Origin of the sequence: Pseudomonas fluorescens, from assembly GCF_001648775.1 — a bacterium.
Taxonomy (GTDB): Bacteria; Pseudomonadota; Gammaproteobacteria; order Pseudomonadales; family Pseudomonadaceae; genus Aquipseudomonas; species Aquipseudomonas fluorescens_M.
In genome coordinates, this window is record NZ_LVEJ01000001.1 from 141,839 (window position 1) to 158,698 (window position 16,860).

Consider the following 16,860-nt stretch of genomic DNA (forward strand, 5'->3'; position numbering starts at 1 on the left):
TTAAATGCTCCAGCGAGCACTCAACAAACGTTCGTTCAACAGGCCCGGTTCCAGCGGCTTGGGCCGGCGCGCCATGGCACCGACAAACTGATCCAGCGCTTCATGCAGTCGCTGCTCCAGCGCCGGGGCCAGTTGCGCGGCGGCACTGCCTTCGCCGTAAGCGATCTGGCTGTCCTCGGCGAAAATCCCCTGGAGCATTTCCTGGGCTTTCAGTGCCGACAGCACAGGCTTGAGGGCGTAATCGACCACCAGCATGTGGGCGATGCTGCCGCCGGTAGCCATCGGCAAGACAATCTTGTGGTTCAAGGCGCGCTCGGGCAGCAGATCCAGCAGGGTTTTCAGCGCGCCGGAGAACGACGCTTTGTAAACCGGTGTGGCGATCAGCAGACCGTCGGCGTTTTCAATCTGTTGCAGCAGGTCGAGCACTTTCGGGCTGTCGAAGCGCGCGTGGAGCAGATCTTCGGCGGGGAAATCCCGAATCTGATAACTCACCACTTCCACACCCTGCTGTTGCAACCAGCGTTGCGAGCGCTCCAGCAGCACCCCGGAACGGGAGCGCAGGCTGGGACTGCCACCGAGTGAGACGACCAGCATCCAGATGATTCCTTAAGCGTTACAGGCGATTCGCGGGTTGCGATCTCGCTTCGATGAGAGTGACCTTACCAGCTGATTTATATATCCATAAATCATATTTATTCATTTGGTTATGCATTTTGGAGATATGCATTTCAGCAAACTGCGGGCGAAAAAAAAGGCCGTCGAAACGGCCTGAAATCCCCTGCTTTGTGGTTCCGTGGTGACTGGACTAACGCCTTCGCGAGCAGGCTCGCTCCCACATTTGGAATGCGATCACCTGTGGGAGCGAGCCGGCTCCGGGCGGCGTTCCGACGAAAGCGGTGGTGGCTACACCGCAAATTTCATTTGTTCGGCTGTGGCGTCAGGCGCAGATACGGCTTAACAGCCCGATAACCCTTCGGAAAGCGCTGCTTGATCTCTTCCTCGTCCTTGAGCGACGGCACAATCACCACCTCATCACCGTCCTGCCAGTTGGCCGGCGTGGCCACCTTGTAGTTGTCGGTGAGCTGCAGCGAATCGATCACCCGCAAAATCTCGTGGAAGTTGCGCCCGGTGCTCGCCGGATAGGTGATGGTCAGACGAATCTTCTTGTTCGGGTCGATCACGAACAGCGAACGCACGGTCAGCGTGTCGTTGGCGTTCGGGTGGATCAGGTCATACAGATCCGAAACTTTGCGATCGGCATCGGCAAGGATCGGGAAGTTGACGATGGTGTTCTGAGTCTCGTTGATGTCTTCGATCCACTTGTGGTGCGAATCCACCGGGTCGACCGACAGCGCGATGGCTTTGACGCCGCGTTTGCTGAACTCATCCTTGAGCTTGGCGGTGAAACCCAGCTCAGTGGTGCACACCGGGGTGAAGTCCGCCGGGTGGGAGAACAGCACGCCCCAGCTATCGCCCAGCCATTCGTGGAAACGAATCTTGCCGGCGCTGGAATCCTGTTCGAAATCGGGGGCGATGTCGCCGAGTCTGAGGCTCATGATGCTGCTCCTGATGAGTTGTTGGAGACCTCAACTGTAGCTCGGGATTTGCCATCGTGAAAAAGAATAAATAACTAGATATCTAGATCATAAGTGAATATTAAACATCTGTTCACTGGACGCTCGACGGCATCCCGACGAACATCGGTCGCAAGGTTCGAGAAGGCCTTGAGTTGCTGTAAAGAGGGGAATTTCGGGGAAGGCTTACGGGGGTGGGCCTGACTCGAAAACGCAAAAGCCCCGTCCGGCGCGATGCCGGACGGGGCTTTTTTACATCAGGTGCAGGAGCGCGCTATTACAGCAGCGGGATCGAGTAGCTGACGATCAGGCGGTTTTCATCCTGGTCACGCTGACCTGGGATGTCGTTGCGCCAGGTAGCGTTTTTCCACATCAGGCCCAGGTTTTTCAGTGGGCCTTCTGGTACGACGTAACCGATGGTCAGGTCGCGTTCCCACTCGGAACGGCCGGTGGCGTTGACAGTAACCTGACGCTCGCCGACTCTGCCGGAAGTGTCGATGTTATCGCCACGCAGATAAACCATACCGGCGGTCAGACCCGGGATTCCCACTTTAGCGAAGTCATACGAGTAGCGCGCCTGCCAGGTACGCTCGCCAGCACGGCCGAACTTCTGGATTTGCATGTCAGTGATGGTGTAGTTCGACGAACCGTCACCCTGGTTCAGCCACGGGAAGTCGCTGTTGCCATTGCTGACCTGGTAACCACCACCGAAGGTATGACCTGCAACGGTGTAAAGGAACAAGCCGCTGTACAGGTTGTTGTCGACTTTACCTTTGGTGATGCCAGTGCCGTAGTCACCCGTGGTGAAGTAGTTGGCATCGTGGCCGTTTTTGCCGTCGTCACGGCTGTTGAAGTAACGGAAATCCGACTTCAATACGCCCGGGCCGATTGCCCAGTTGTGGACCAGACCCAGGAAGTGCTGCTTGTAGAAATCTTCCAGGTTGCCGTAGTAGTACTGAGCCGTCAGGTCTTTGGTGATTTTGTAGTCACCACCGGCATAGATGAACTTATTGCTGTCACGGCCAGCGGCGGTACGGCTGTTGGCGCCGTTGATCGACAGCTGTTCGTTGTTGCTCGAGTTACGACCTTTAACGGCTTCGATCTGACCGCCAACCAGCGTCAGGTCTTTGATGTCGCCGGAAGTAATCTGGCCACCCTGCCAGGTTTGCGGCAGCAAGCGACCGTCGTTGGTCACGATAACCGGGTTTTTAGGCTGCAGAGTGCCCAACTTCAGTTCAGTCTGGGAGATCTTGGCTTTGGCAGTCAGACCCAGGCTGGAGAAATTGTCGACCGCTTCACCGTTGTGCTCACTCGGGAACACGGTGCCGCCGTAAGAGCCGGCGTTAGTACGGGTCGCTGCCGAAGCACCGTTGGTGCCGCCGCCCGAATCCAGACGCACGCCCAGCAGGCCGATGGCGTCGATACCGAAGCCTACAGTGCCTTGGGTGTAACCGGAGATGAAACGCAGATCGAAGGCTTGACCCCACTCTTCCTGCTTGTTCTGAGCGCCGGCGGCTTTGGTATCGCCGTCACGGTTATCTGTGTTGATGTAGAAGTTACGCAGCCCCAAAGTAGCTTTGCTGTCTTCGATGAAACCGGCGGCGCCTGCCTGCTGCGCCATAACCCCTACGGCCACAGCCAGGGCCAAGGTGGACTTGTTCATGTAAAGCTCCTCTCGTTTCTAATTCTTGTGTTCCTGGCCCTGGGTCTGATGCCCCGGGTCCTAAGATGCGCGATTAGCGCCAGACCGTGACTGACAAGTCAATCGTAACCTTTCATGTCTACGACCAAGGTCTAATCGCAGTGATTTGGTCCGTGCAGAGTAAAGATTTCCTGATAAACCCAAAAAGAATTTATTCATTCTTTTTCATATCATTTCGGAATATGGCCAGTATCTCGCCACCTCCGCCGGGAAACAGCGTATCGGCGACTAAGCTCATTCCTAAATGGTATTTGTTAGCCTTTTTTTATATCGATTAGCTTTGGCGCAACCGCAATTCGTCAAACCCTATCGAAAAGGCGACGCCATGATGGCCAAACGCGCACTATCTAGTCAATTTGTTACAGTTTGTGTGTCAGCACTGATTTGTTTTTCCGCTCACGCCGCCAACCTCACTGTTGGCTATCAAACCGGTATCGACCCAAGCAAAGTCCCCCAGGCCGACGGCGTCTACGAGAAAACCCTCGGCGAGAAAATCGACTGGCGCCGCTTCAACAGCGGCCCGGAAGTTGTGACAGCCATTGCTTCCGGAGACGTGCAGATCGGCAATCTCGGCTCCAGCCCGCTGGCCGCTGCCGCTTCGCGCAATCTGCCCATCGTCGCGTTCATCGTTTCGGCGCAGATCAATGCCGCCGAAGCCCTGGTGGTGCGCAACGGCAGCGGCATCAATACACCGCAGGATCTGGTCGGCAAAACCATCGCCACACCCTTCGTTTCCACCTCCCACTACAGCCTGCTCGGCGCGCTCAAGCACTGGGGCCTGGACACCTCGAAAGTCAAAGTAGTGAACCTGCAACCGGCAGAGATCGCCGCTGCGTGGAAGCGCGGTGATATTGATGGCGCGTTTGTCTGGTCGCCGGCGCTGGGGGAAATCCGCAAGACCGGCAAGACCCTGACCGATGCCGCGCAAGTGGGCCAATGGGGTGCGCCAACCTTTGAGGTGTGGGTCGCCCGTAAAGACTTTGCCGAGAAACATCCTGAGGTCGTGGCCAAATTTGCCAAGGTCACTCTAGACGCGTTTGCCGATTACGCCAGCCATAAAGACAGCTGGACGGCTGAGTCCGAACCTGTGCAAAAAATCGCCAAATTAACCGGTGCCAACGCCGCCGATGTGCCGGAATTGCTCGCAGGTTCGACGTTCCCGGATGCCAAGGCGCAGCAAACCACGGCGCTGCTGGACGGCGGCACGGCGAAGGCGATTGGTGAGACGGCGAAGTTTTTGAAGGAACAAGGGAAAGTTGAAACGGTGCTGCCGGACTATTCACCGTATGTGAGCGCCAAGTTCGTGGCGCAATAAAAGCTTCGCGAGCAGGTCGAATCGTCGCACCGTCGCTCCCACAGGAAGTCGCGTTCCAAATGTGGGAGCGACGGTGCGACGATTCGACCTGCTCGCGAATGGAGCAACTCGGTTACAGGGTTTTTTCGAAGATCTTCGAGTTGCGCTGAAAGTTGTACAGCGACGCCCGCGCCGCTGGCAGACGTTCAACACTGCTCGGTTCGAAACCGCGCTCGCGGAACCAGTGCGCGGTACGCGTGGTGAGAACGAACAAGGTCTTCAAACCCTGCGCCCGTGCTCGGGTTTCGATGCGCTCCAGCAGTTCATCACCGCGACCGCCATGGCGGTACTCCGGATTCACCGCCAGGCACGCCAGTTCACCGGCATCGGAATCGGCAATCTGATACAGCGCCGCGCAGGCGATGATCATGCCTTCACGCTCGACCACGCTGAACTGCTCGATCTCGCGCTCCAGCACCTCGCGCGAACGACGCACCAGAATCCCCTGCTCTTCCAGCGGACTGATCAAGTCGAGCAAGCCGCCGACGTCTTCAATCGCCGCCTCGCGCACCAGTTCAAATTGCTCTTGCGCCACCAGCGTACCGCCACCGTCACGGGTGAACAGTTCGGTCAGCAGTGCGCCATCCTCGGCGTAACTGACGATATGGCTGCGCGCCACGCCGCCACGGCAGGCTTCGGCGGCGGCATCGAGCAGTTCAGCCTGATAGTTGCTGCTGCCCAGACGCTGCAAATGCGCTGGCACTTGCTGTGGACGCAGTTCGCGCACCAGTTTGCCGTTTTCGTCGATCAGGCCGAGGTCGGCGCCGAACAGCAACAGCTTGTCTGCGCCCAGGTCGATGGCGGCGCGGGTGGCGACGTCTTCGCAGGCGAGGTTGAAGATTTCACCGGTTGGCGAGTAGCCCAGCGGCGACAGCAGCACGATTGAACGCTCGTCGAGCAGACGGTTGATACCCTTGCGGTCAACCCGGCGCACTTCGCCGGTGTGGTGATAATCGACACCTTCAAGCACGCCAATCGGCCGCGCCGTAACGAGGTTGCCGCTGGCCACGCGCAGACGTGAGCCCTGCATCGGCGACGAAGCCATGTCCATCGACAGCCGCGCTTCGATAGCGATGCGCAACTGCCCCACCGCATCGATCACACACTCCAGCGTTGCCGCATCAGTAATGCGCATGCCGTGGTGGTAATGCGGGGTCAGGCCGCGGGCGGCGAGACGGGTTTCGATCTGTGGACGCGAACCGTGCACCAGCACCAGACGCACGCCAAGGCTGTGCAGCAGAACGATGTCGTGAACGATGTTGCCGAAATTCGGATGCTCCACGCCGTCGCCGGGCAGCATGACGACGAAGGTGCAGTCGCGGTGGGCATTGATGTAAGGGGACGCGTGACGAAGCCAGTTAACGTATTCGGGCATGAACCTGGGCCTGTAATAAATAGCAGCCTAAAAAGGGGCGAAACGGAAAACGCACAGCGGGCTGATGGTTATCGTCGGAACAGGCTTGGCGACACGCGCGCTCTCCTCATGAATACGGGTTGGAATGCTGGCAATTTACAGCGTTTGATCAGGCAAAACACAATCCCTGTGGGAGCGAGCTTGCTCGCGAAAGCGGTGTAGCAGATACATCAATGTCGACTGACCCGACGCCTTCGCGAGCAAGCTCGCTCCCACATGGACATTGTTCAATTCATAGAACTTTGTCCGGGGTCAGGCAGTAATGTTCAATCAGTTGCCGTAATAGATGCACGGTAGGCTGCAAACGTGACATTTCAAGGTACTCGCCGGGCTGATGCGCGCAGGCAATGTCGCCGGGGCCGAGGACGATGGTTTCGCAGCCGAGGCGCTGAAGATAAGGCGCTTCAGTGCCGAACGCTACTGCTTCGGCACTGTGACCAGTGAGCTTTTCGGCGATGCGCACCAGTTCGGCGTCTGCATCCTGCTCGAACGGCGGCACTTCCGGGAACAACGGTTTGTAATCGATCTTCACTTGATGCCGTTCGGCGACCGGGTTGAGCTTGCGCAAAATCTCCGCGCGCAGGACTTTCGGGTCCATGCCGGGCAGCGGTCGCAAATCAAATTCCAGCGAACACTGGCCGCAGATACGGTTGGGATTATCGCCACCATGAATGCAGCCAAAGTTCATCGTCGGCTGCGGCACGCTGAACTGCGGGTTGTTGAATTCACGCTGCCACAACAGGCGCAGGCCGCGCAGTTCGCCAATCGCGTCGTGCATCGCTTCGAGGGCGCTGTGGCCCAGGCGCGGATCCGACGAATGGCCGCTCTGCCCGAGGATGTCGATGCGCTCCATCATGATGCCTTTGTGCATGCGGATCGGCTTGAGCCCGGTCGGCTCGCCGATCACCGCCGCGCGGCCCAGCGACCGCCCGGCCTCGGCCAGCGCGCGGGCGCCGGACATCGAGCTTTCTTCATCGCAGGTGGCGAGAATCAGCAACGGCTGTTTGAACGGCTGATCGAGCAGCGGCAGCACGGCTTCGATGATCAGGGCGAAAAAGCCCTTCATGTCACAACTGCCGAGGCCGACCCAGCGGCCATCGACTTCGGTGAGTTTCAGCGGGTCGGTCTGCCACAACGCATCGTCGTACGGCACCGTGTCGCTGTGCCCGGCCAGCACCAGCCCGCCGGGGCCGCTGCCGAAACTGGCGAGCAGGTTGAATTTGCCGGGGCTGACTTGCTGGATATCGCAGCTGAAACCCAGATCACCCAGCCAGCCGGCGAGCAAATCGATCACCGCGCGGTTGGACTGATCAAGGTTCGGTTGGGTACAGCTGACCGACGGCGCGGCGATCAGCGCCGCGAACTGGTCTTGCATGGACGGCAAAGGCATCGCTGACTCCAACTCCCGAATTGAAGTCCATCATAGAACCATCCGGCGCTCGGAATAAACCGCCGCAGGGCGTAGGAAGTTTGAGTCCTGTACACTGCACGGCCTTGGCAGCCACACATTCCCCCGGCTGCGCTCCCGATCCTGGATTTTCCGGCCATGCAGAAAGAAACCGAAATCAAACTCCGCGTCAGCCGCGAAACCCTCGCTGCCCTGCGCGAGCACCCGCTACTGAAAAAACGCAACAAAAGTGGCTGGGAACGCCGTGAGTTGATGAACCAGTACTTCGACACCCCCGAGCGCGACCTGGCTCAGGCCAAGGTTGCCCTGCGCCTGCGCAAGGACGGTGACGAAGTGATTCAGACCCTCAAGACCCGTGGCCAGAGCGTCGCCGGCCTGTCCGAGCGTAACGAATACGACTGGAAGTTGCCGAAAGCCAAGCTCGACGTGAAGAAACTCGACGGCGAATGCTGGCCCGAGTCGCTGGCCGAGCTGGACAAGAAAACCCTCAAGCCGATCTTCACCACCGATTTCGTCCGCGAGCGCGCCGAAATCGCCTGGGGCCGTGGCAAGAGCAAAGTGGTCATCGAAGCCGCGCTGGATCTCGGTCACGTGGTGGTCGGCAAACAGAAAGAAGAAATCTGCGAGCTGGAACTGGAATTGCGCGAAGGCGAGCCTGCCGCGCTGCTGGAACTGGCGGCCGAGCTGGCCGAAACTCTGGCGCTGATGCCGTGCGACATCAGCAAAGCTGAGCGCGGCTATCGTCTGTATGACGCCAACAGCTACTCGCTGAGCCTGCCGGCGCCGGAGCTGACCCCGGAAACCCAACTCGACGACGCCTTCGCCGCACTGAGCTGGCACTTGCTCGGCAGCAGCCAGCGTCTGGCTGAGCAATATCGTTTCAACGGCCACTGGCGCCTGCTGCTCGACTGGGTCGAAAGCCTCGCGGAAATGCGCGCCCTGCTCAGCAGCCTCGGCCAGGCCGCGCCGCGTCAGTCGACCCACGACTTGCGCGTCGCCCTGGATGCACTGCTGGAAGACTGGCGCCCACTGGTGCAGGCCGGTATCGAAGACGAAGACGTGCGTAAAGCCGCGCCAGAGCAGTTCCTCGAAGAACTCGAAGACCCGCGCTGGGGCTCGTTCTCGCTGAACACTTCGCGTTGGTTGCTGGCCCGCACCTGGACCGCCGAGCGCAATGTGCGTGGCAATCGTCAGGGCGGCGCGCAACTGCACAGTTGGTTGCCGCGTTTGCTGGGTGAAGAAGCCACCGCTCTGCAATTGCAGCGCTACCAGCAGCAGCCGGAAGATCTGGCTGAGCAACTGCCGCGTATCGAGCGCATTCAGGTCTGGCTGCACCACGCCCGTAACGTGTTGGGCATCCCGGAAATGGATCGCCTGTACGGTGAACTGAACAAGTTGGCGCAACTGGCCAACGAGCCAACGATCACTGACGAACTGCTCGACGCGCGCAAGCATCAGGCGATTGCGGTTTACCAGAATCGCGCGTGGAAAATGCTGCTGCGCATGTAAAACCGCTTTCGCGAGCAGGCTCGCTCCCACAGGGGATTGCATTCCAATGTGGGAGCGAGCCTGCTCGCGAAGAGGCCAGCCGCCTTACCTCAAACCGGGAGGCTGGTGGTGGATTTGATCTCCGACAACGCCACAATCGAATTCACTTCCTGAATCCCCGGCACCAGCGACAGCTTCTCGAAGAAGAACCGCTCATACGCCTCGATGTCCGCCGCGACAATGCGCAGCAAAAAATCCACCGCCCCCATCAGCACATAGCACTCCAGTACCTCCGGAAACCCACGAATCGCTTCGGTGAACTCAGTGAAGTTCGAACGCCCGTGCGCGTTGAGTTTGATCTCGGCAAAGATCTGCGTGTTAAGACCAATCTTCTTGCGATCGAGCAAGGTCACCTGGCCACGAATGATCCCCTCCTCTTTCATCCGCTGAATCCGCCGCCAGCACGGCGATTGCGACAGGCCGACCTGTTCGGCGATCTGCGCGCTCGACAGTGAGGCGTCCTCTTGCAGCAGAGCAAGAATCTTGCGGTCGTAGCTGTCCAACTCACTGTGCATAGAAAAACCTCAATAACCGGATTATGCGAATTGATCTTTTCGATCAGCCGTCATTAACGCCGATCATAGCCAAGAAATACCCGGCACCGAATGTAAAAATTCCTCCAGAGATTTTGGAGACTCGCCATGCCGCACCTCGAAGCCGTCACCACCACGCCCACCCGCGCCGACGTCTGGAACGTCAGCAACGCCCATTGCCTGGCGCACTATCAAATCCTCGCCGAGGCCGAGCCGGACTTGCTGGTGCGCGTGCTCAACCTGTTCGCGCTGCAATTCCTCACACCCGAGCAGGTCAACGTGCAGCGCATGGACGATCTGCTGTCGATCAACCTGGTCATGGGCGGTTTGAGCTGGCATCGCGCACAAGTGATCGCGGAAAAACTTCGTAACCTGATCAGCGTCTGTTCGGTCAACCTGCAAAACGCCGACAGCGCCTGGAATGCGCCGGCACAAGCGGCAGGCTGAAAAATCCGGCAACGGCTTCGTCGGGTAGTGGCCCAACGGTCGGCAGGGCCACGACTATCCTTTGGCGCACTGTCGCTTAAAAGGAAGCCCGCATGTCCGTTCAATTCGCCACTCAGGACCGCTGGCTGGATCTCAACGATGTGTTGCGTGAACTGGTCGCCCAAGGTTTTATCTGTCAGGACGCGGCGGAGCAGGCACTCAATGCCCGCCGTCGCCATGCCGCCCACGGCCAGATGCACCCGCTGGAATTCATCGCCAGCCAGCAGCTCGACGACTTAAGCCGTCCGGGCAAACACCTCGACCTGGAAAGCCTGACCCTGTGGCTGGCGCAACAGGCCGGCCAGCCGTATTTGCGCATCGACCCGCTGAAGATCAATGTCGCCGCGATCACCCCGTTGATGTCCTATGCCTTCGCGCAGCGGCACAAGATTCTCGCCGTGGCGGTCGATCGTGATGCGGTCACCGTGGCCAGCGCCCAGCCTTACGTCACCGGTTGGGAAGCCGATCTGACGCACGTATTGAAACTGCCGATCAAACGCGTGGTGGCCAACCCGGCGGATATCCAGCGTTTCAGCGTCGAATTTTTCCGCCTGGCCAAATCGGTCAGCGGCGCCAACCATGCAGACACCCAGAGTGGCAACCTCGGCAACTTCGAACAACTGCTCAACCTCGGCGCCAGCGATCAGGAGCCGGACGCCAACGACGCGCACATCGTCAACATCGTCGACTGGCTGTTTCAGTACGCCTTCCAGCAGCGCGCCAGCGATATCCACATCGAACCACGGCGCGAACAAGGCACGGTGCGTTTTCGCATCGACGGCGTACTGCATAACGTCTATCAATTCCCGCCGCAGGTGACCATGGCGATTGTCAGTCGCCTGAAAAGCCTCGGGCGGATGAACGTCGCCGAAAAGCGCAAACCCCAGGACGGCCGGGTCAAGACCAAGACCCCGGACGGCGGCGAAGTGGAGCTGCGGCTTTCAACGCTACCCACCGCGTTCGGCGAAAAAATGGTCATGCGGATCTTCGACCCGGAAGTGTTGCTCAAGGATTTCGATCAACTGGGTTTCAGCGCCGACGATCTGAGGCGCTGGCAGGACATGACCAGCCAGCCCAACGGCATCATTCTGGTCACCGGACCGACCGGTTCAGGCAAGACCACCACCCTGTACACCACGCTGAAAAAACTGGCGACGCCGGAAGTGAATCTTTGCACCATCGAAGACCCGATCGAAATGGTCGAGCCGGCGTTCAACCAGATGCAGGTGCAGCACAACATCGACCTGAGCTTCGCCGCCGGCGTGCGCGCACTGATGCGGCAAGACCCGGACATCATCATGATCGGCGAGATCCGCGACCTCGAAACCGCCGAAATGGCCATTCAGGCAGCGCTGACCGGGCACTTGGTGCTATCAACCCTGCACACCAACGACGCGCCCAGCGCGATCAGCCGCCTGCTCGAACTCGGCGTGCCGCATTACCTGATCAAAGCCACCGTTCTCGGGGTCATGGCGCAGCGTCTGGTGCGTACCTTGTGCCCGCATTGCAAGGCACCACTGACACTGGCGGAGGAAGACTGGCAAACCCTGACTCGCCCATGGCAGGCACCGCTGCCGAGTAACGCTCAGCGCGCGATCGGTTGCGTCGAATGTCGCGACACCGGTTACCACGGACGCGCCGGGGTCTACGAGATCATGCAATTGAGCGACAGCCTCAAGGCGTTCATCACCCCGGACACCGACCTCACGGCGATCCGCCGCCAGGCCTTCAAGGAAGGCATGCGCAGCCTGCGTTTGTCCGGTGCGCAGAAGGTCGCGGCCGGGTTGACGACGGTCGAAGAGGTGCTGCGGGTGACGCCGCAAAGCGAGCAGAAATGAGCAGATAGCCATCAATCTGTTCTTAACCCCGGCCCACGCCGTTACACTTGCGCCACTGATCTATCCCAACAAGGAATCGTTATGCAGACCGGAAGTGTACTTTTACTGTTCGTGGCCCTGGCCATCGCCATCCTGTTCATGGGCTTCAAGGTCGTGCCGCAGGGCTTCGAGTGGACGGTCGAGCGCTTTGGTCGCTACACCAATACCCTCAAACCGGGGCTGAACATCATCATTCCGGTGATGGACCGGATCGGGCGCAAGATCAACGTGATGGAAAGCGTGCTGGATATCCCGCCGCAGGAAGTCATCACCGCCGACAACGCCACGGTGCAGATCGATGCGGTGTGCTTTTTCCAGGTGGTGAATACCGCCCAGGCCGCCTACGAGGTGAACAACCTTGAGCACGCCATCCGCAATCTGCTGCAAACCAACATCCGCACCGTGCTCGGCTCGATGGAGCTCGACGCGATGCTCAGCCAGCGTGACAACATCAACGAACGCCTGCTGCGCACCGTCGACGAAGCCACCGCACCGTGGGGCATCAAGATCACCCGGATCGAAATCAAAGACATCAGCCCGCCGGCCGATCTGATGGCGGCGATGTCCGGCCAGATGAAAGCCGAGCGGATCAAACGCGCGCAAATCCTCGAAGCCGAAGGCCTGCGCGCCTCGGCGATCCTCACCGCCGAGGGCAAGAAGCAGGCGCAGATTCTCGAGGCCGAAGGTAGCCGTCAGGCCGCATTCCTCGAGTCTGAAGCCCGTGAGCGTCAGGCCGAAGCCGAAGCTCAGGCGACCAAAGTGGTGTCCGAAGCCATTGCTGGCGGCAACGTTCAGGCGGTCAACTATTTCGTTGCACAGAAATACATCGACGCGCTGGGCAAGCTGGCATCGGCCAACAACAGCAAGGTGATCCTCATGCCGCTGGAAGCCAGTTCGATGATCGGTGCCGTGGGCGGGATCGGCGAAATCGTCAAGGCGACCTTCGACGGCAAGAAGGCCTGAGTCATGCCCACCGAACTGTTCACCTTCTGGAGCTGGCTGGGGCTGGGCACCGTGTTGCTGATCCTCGAAGTGTTCGGGGCGGGCGGCTACCTGCTGTGGATCGGCATGGCGGCGGCCGCGGTCGGTGTCACCACGTTCGTATTGCCGACCCTGCCGTGGGAAGTTCAGCTGCTCCTGTTTGCTGTGTTTTCGATTTTCACCGCGCTGTATTGGTGGCGACGCCAACGCACAGCCGTGCGCCGCAGCGATCAACCGCTGCTCAACCTGCGCGGTCAGGAACTGATCGGCAAAGTGTTCGTGGTCAGTGAAGCGATTGTCGATGGTCGCGGCAAGATCAAGGTGGCCGATGGCGTGTGGATCGCTCGCGGGCCGGACACCGCGCTCGGCAAACGCGTACGCGTGACCGGGCAGCATGGTGCGGTGCTGTTGGTGGAACGCGCCGAATAGCCGGATACGGAACTGGATCGTGGAAATGACGATCCAACGCCGTAGTTAACCCCCAGGAGTCACCTCATCATGCGTCTCAAACTTGCTGTCGCCACACTGGCCTTGCTGTCCCTTCCCGTTGGTTCGGCCATGGCGGACAGCTTCTGGCGTAATGTCATCTCGTCCGGTGCGACCACCGGTTCGACCTACCTGACGTTCAAGGATCACAAGCTGATCATCGCCGCGCAAGACGATGCCGGCAGTTTCGTTGCCAGTGACGGCGGCATTCGCGGCCCGTATCTGGAAGCGGCAATGCAGAAAGTCCGCGCTGACAATCCGGGCCTGCAGGCAACCGATATGGAATTGGCGAATGCGATTCTGGCAAAGAATGCCGTGGCATCCGAGTAAGCCGTTCGCCAACAGAAATGCCGCTCATATGAGCGGCATTTTTTTTGCCCGGATTTCAGATTCACCACACCACCCTGTGGGAGCGAGCTTGCTCGCGAAGACAATGTCACATTCACAATATGCAGCGACTGACACTCCGTCTTCGCGAGCAAGCTCGCTCCCACAAGGACTGCATACAGTCTGAATGTCAGCGGTAATCGTTCACCGGGACGCACGCGCAGAACAGGTTGCGATCGCCGTAGACATTGTCGACCCGGTTCACCGCCGGCCAATACTTGTGCGCCTTGGTGTGTGCATCCGGGGTAATGCCTTGCTCGATGCTGTAAGGCCGCTCCCAAACCCCGGTGACATCCGCCAAGGTATGCGGCGCTCGTTTCAGTGGATTGTCCTCCGCCGGCCAGTTGCCGTTCTGCACCTCAGTGATTTCCGCACGAATGCTCAGCATCGCGCCGATAAAACGATCCAGCTCAGCCTTGGATTCACTTTCGGTCGGCTCGACCATCAAGGTGCCCGGCACCGGGAACGACATCGTCGGTGCATGGAAGCCGTAATCCATCAGACGCTTGGCGACATCTTCCTCACTGATGCCGGTCTGCGCTTTCAATGGCCGCAGATCGAGAATGCACTCGTGGGCCACACGCCCGTTGCGCCCGGTGTAGAGCACCGGGAACGCCCCGGATAAATGTTGCGCCAGGTAATTCGCCGCCAGAATTGCCACCTCGCTGGCATCCGCGAGTTGCGGCCCCATCATGGCGATGTACATCCAACTGATCGGCAAGATGCTCGCACTGCCCCACGGCGCGGCGCTGACCGCACCGTTCTGCGCCAGCGGTCCGTCAATCGGCACCACCGGGTGATTGGCGACGAACGGCGCCAGGTGCGCGCGAATGCCGATCGGGCCCATGCCCGGCCCGCCGCCGCCATGGGGAATGCAGAACGTCTTGTGCAAGTTCATGTGCGACACGTCGGCGCCAATGTCCGCCGGCCGCGCCAGGCCGACCTGCGCATTGAGGTTGGCGCCGTCCATGTACACCTGACCGCCGTGTTTGTGGATCACTTCGCAGATCTCGCTGATGCCCTCCTCATACACACCATGCGTCGACGGATAGGTCGCCATCAGGCACGACAACTTATCCCCGGCCTCGACGGCTTTCGCTTTCAAATCCTCCAGATCGACGTTGCCCGCCTCGTCGCACTCGACGATGACCACACGCATCCCGGCCATCTGCGCCGACGCCGGGTTGGTGCCGTGAGCCGAGGATGGAATCAGGCAAATGTCCCGCGCGCCCTGCTGCCGGCTCTCGTGATATTTACGGATCGCCAGCAACCCGGCGTACTCGCCCTGCGCACCCGAATTGGGCTGCATGCAGATCGCATCGAACCCGGTGATCGCGCACAACCAGCGTTCCAGCTCTTCGATCATCAATGTGTAACCGACGGCCTGCTCACGTGGCACGAACGGATGCAGGTTGGCAAATTGCGGCCAGGTGATCGGGATCATTTCGCTGGTGGCATTGAGTTTCATCGTGCAGGAGCCCAGCGGGATCATCGACTGGTTGAGCGCCAGATCCTTGTTCTCCAATTGCTTGAGATAGCGCAGCATCTCGGTTTCGCTGTGGTGGGCGTTGAATACCGGGTGGCGCAGGTACGGGGTTTTGCGCTGGAGGTTGTCGGGGATGCCCGAGCTCAGGGCTTCGGCGTCAAGTTCATCGACGTTCAGCCCATGATCGGCACCCAGCAACACATTGAACAGCTGGCTCACCGTGCGTTCATCGGATGTTTCATCGAGACTCAGCCCGAGCCGACCACGCCCGAGAATTCGCAGGTTGATCTGTGCGGCCCGAGCACTTTCGAGGATTGCACTTTGCGCACCGCCGACCTCCAGCGTCAACGTGTCGAAGAACTGCGCATTGACCCGACTGATGCCTTTGCGCTCAAGCCCGGCCGCCAGAATGCAGGTCAGCCGATGCACACGCTGAGCAATGCGTTTCAAGCCTTCCGGGCCGTGATACACCGCATAGAAACTGGCGATGTTGGCCAACAGCACCTGCGCCGTGCAGATGTTTGAGTTGGCCTTCTCGCGGCGGATATGTTGCTCGCGGGTTTGCAGGGCCATGCGCAGCGCCACGTTGCCCCGCGCGTCCTTCGACACCCCGATGATCCGCCCCGGGATCGCCCGTTTGTATTCTTCGCGGCTGGCAAAAAACGCCGCATGCGGGCCGCCATAGCCCATCGGCACACCAAAGCGCTGCGACGAACCGAACACCACATCGGCGCCCAACTCACCCGGTGGCGTCAGCAACAGCAGACTCAACAGATCCGTGGCGACGCAAGCCAGCGCCTGTTGCGCATGCAGGTGATCGATCAATGGCCGCAGATCGTGAATCTCGCCGTGGGTGTCGGGATACTGCAGCAACGCACCGAACACCTGATGCTGTTTCAAGTTATCCACAGTGTCGATGATCAGCTCGAAGCCGAAGCCTTCGGCGCGGGTCTGCACCACCGAAATGGTTTGCGGATGACAGTTCTCATCGACGAAAAACAGATTGCTCTTCGACTTCGCGACACGCTTGGCCAGCGCCATGGCTTCGGCAGCCGCCGTGGCTTCATCGAGCAGCGAAGCGTTGGCCAGTTCGAGGCCGGTGAGGTCGATGGTCAACTGCTGGAAATTCAACAGCGCTTCGAGCCGGCCTTGGGCGATCTCCGGTTGATACGGCGTGTACGCGGTGTACCAGCCGGGATTTTCCAGGACGTTGCGCAGGATGACGGTCGGCGTCAGGGTGCTGTGGTAGCCCATGCCGATCAGGCTGGTCCAGAGTTGATTCTGCTCGGCATAACCACGCAGCTTGGCCAGCGCCGCTTGTTCATCCAGCGCTGGCGGCAGATCAAGCGCGCGATTGAAGCGAATGCCCGGCGGCACGGTCTGCTCGATCAGTTCAACGCGGCTGCCGAGGCCGAGACTGTCGAGCATCGCCTGTTGCTCGGCGGCATCGGGGCCGAGATGACGGCGCAGGAAGGCATCGGGGTCGCGTAACTGGCTCAGGGACGGCAACTGGGACATGACGGGCTCTCTCTTGGCTGGCGCTCGGCGTCAATGCAATACGGTCAAACCAGCATAGCAGCCCATGCCACGGCTAGATTTTCAAGATCAACACTGACCCTGTGGG

Annotated in this window: 14 protein-coding genes; 7 read left to right on the forward strand and 7 right to left on the reverse strand. The window is 59.7% G+C overall.

The genetic code is table 11. The annotated features are described in order from the left end of the window. The 3 genes from ssuE to A8O26_RS00695 form a co-directional block, all read right to left on the reverse strand. Positions 1-594: an NADPH-dependent FMN reductase gene (ssuE, locus tag A8O26_RS00685; protein WP_008085340.1), complete on the reverse strand. Its 594-nt coding sequence runs from the start codon at positions 592-594 to the stop codon at positions 1-3. A gap of 323 nt (positions 595-917) precedes the next feature. Further along, positions 918-1,556, reverse strand: coding sequence for a peroxiredoxin (locus tag A8O26_RS00690; RefSeq protein ID WP_064116336.1), 639 nt, complete (start codon positions 1,554-1,556; stop codon positions 918-920). Between the two features lie 295 nt (positions 1,557-1,851). Next, complete coding sequence (locus A8O26_RS00695) at positions 1,852-3,237, reverse strand: OprD family porin (protein ID WP_064116337.1); 1,386 nt, start codon at positions 3,235-3,237, stop codon at positions 1,852-1,854. A 364-nt stretch (positions 3,238-3,601) separates the two neighbouring features. On the opposite strand from A8O26_RS00695, the gene tauA reads away from it, so the two are divergent. Continuing rightward, positions 3,602-4,591 carry a taurine ABC transporter substrate-binding protein gene (gene tauA / locus A8O26_RS00700; RefSeq protein WP_064116649.1) on the forward strand — a complete coding sequence of 330 codons (990 nt, stop codon included), beginning with the start codon at positions 3,602-3,604 and terminating at the stop codon, positions 4,589-4,591. Positions 4,592-4,703: 112 nt separating this feature from the next. On the opposite strand, the gene argA is transcribed toward tauA, so the two are convergent. After that, a complete protein-coding gene (gene argA / locus A8O26_RS00705) occupies positions 4,704-6,005 on the reverse strand; it encodes an amino-acid N-acetyltransferase (RefSeq protein ID WP_064116338.1) in 1,302 nt (433 codons plus the stop codon). A gap of 271 nt (positions 6,006-6,276) precedes the next feature. Next, positions 6,277-7,434: an acetylornithine deacetylase gene (argE, locus tag A8O26_RS00710; RefSeq protein ID WP_064116339.1), complete on the reverse strand. Its 1,158-nt coding sequence runs from the start codon at positions 7,432-7,434 to the stop codon at positions 6,277-6,279. 156 nt (positions 7,435-7,590) lie between these two features. Between argE and A8O26_RS00715 the strand changes: the two genes are divergently transcribed. After that, complete coding sequence (locus A8O26_RS00715) at positions 7,591-8,961, forward strand: CYTH domain-containing protein (protein ID WP_064116340.1); 1,371 nt, start codon at positions 7,591-7,593, stop codon at positions 8,959-8,961. An 89-nt stretch (positions 8,962-9,050) separates the two neighbouring features. Here A8O26_RS00715 and A8O26_RS00720 read toward each other — a convergent pair whose 3' ends face one another. Continuing rightward, entirely contained in the window at positions 9,051-9,515 is a 465-nt protein-coding gene (locus tag A8O26_RS00720; protein WP_016983809.1) for an Lrp/AsnC family transcriptional regulator, read from the reverse strand. A gap of 126 nt (positions 9,516-9,641) precedes the next feature. Between A8O26_RS00720 and A8O26_RS00725 the strand changes: the two genes are divergently transcribed. The 5 genes from A8O26_RS00725 to A8O26_RS00745 all read left to right on the forward strand — a co-directional run bounded on the left by A8O26_RS00725 (position 9,642) and on the right by A8O26_RS00745 (position 13,693). Next, positions 9,642-9,980 (forward strand): hypothetical protein, encoded by a 339-nt coding sequence (locus tag A8O26_RS00725; protein WP_064116341.1) that lies wholly within the window; start codon positions 9,642-9,644, stop codon positions 9,978-9,980. Between the two features lie 92 nt (positions 9,981-10,072). Next, positions 10,073-11,857: a GspE/PulE family protein gene (locus tag A8O26_RS00730; RefSeq protein WP_064116342.1), complete on the forward strand. Its 1,785-nt coding sequence runs from the start codon at positions 10,073-10,075 to the stop codon at positions 11,855-11,857. A gap of 81 nt (positions 11,858-11,938) precedes the next feature. Then, complete coding sequence (locus A8O26_RS00735; RefSeq protein ID WP_064116343.1) at positions 11,939-12,859, forward strand: SPFH domain-containing protein; 921 nt, start codon at positions 11,939-11,941, stop codon at positions 12,857-12,859. Between the two features lie 3 nt (positions 12,860-12,862). Beyond that, complete coding sequence (locus A8O26_RS00740; protein WP_064116344.1) at positions 12,863-13,306, forward strand: NfeD family protein; 444 nt, start codon at positions 12,863-12,865, stop codon at positions 13,304-13,306. 66 nt (positions 13,307-13,372) lie between these two features. Beyond that, positions 13,373-13,693, forward strand: coding sequence for a DUF2388 domain-containing protein (locus A8O26_RS00745; RefSeq protein ID WP_171057234.1), 321 nt, complete (start codon positions 13,373-13,375; stop codon positions 13,691-13,693). A 187-nt stretch (positions 13,694-13,880) separates the two neighbouring features. Here the strand turns inward: A8O26_RS00745 and gcvP are convergent, their stop codons facing one another. After that, complete coding sequence (gcvP, locus tag A8O26_RS00750) at positions 13,881-16,754, reverse strand: aminomethyl-transferring glycine dehydrogenase (protein ID WP_064116345.1); 2,874 nt, start codon at positions 16,752-16,754, stop codon at positions 13,881-13,883. Between the last annotated feature and the right edge of the window lie 106 nt (positions 16,755-16,860).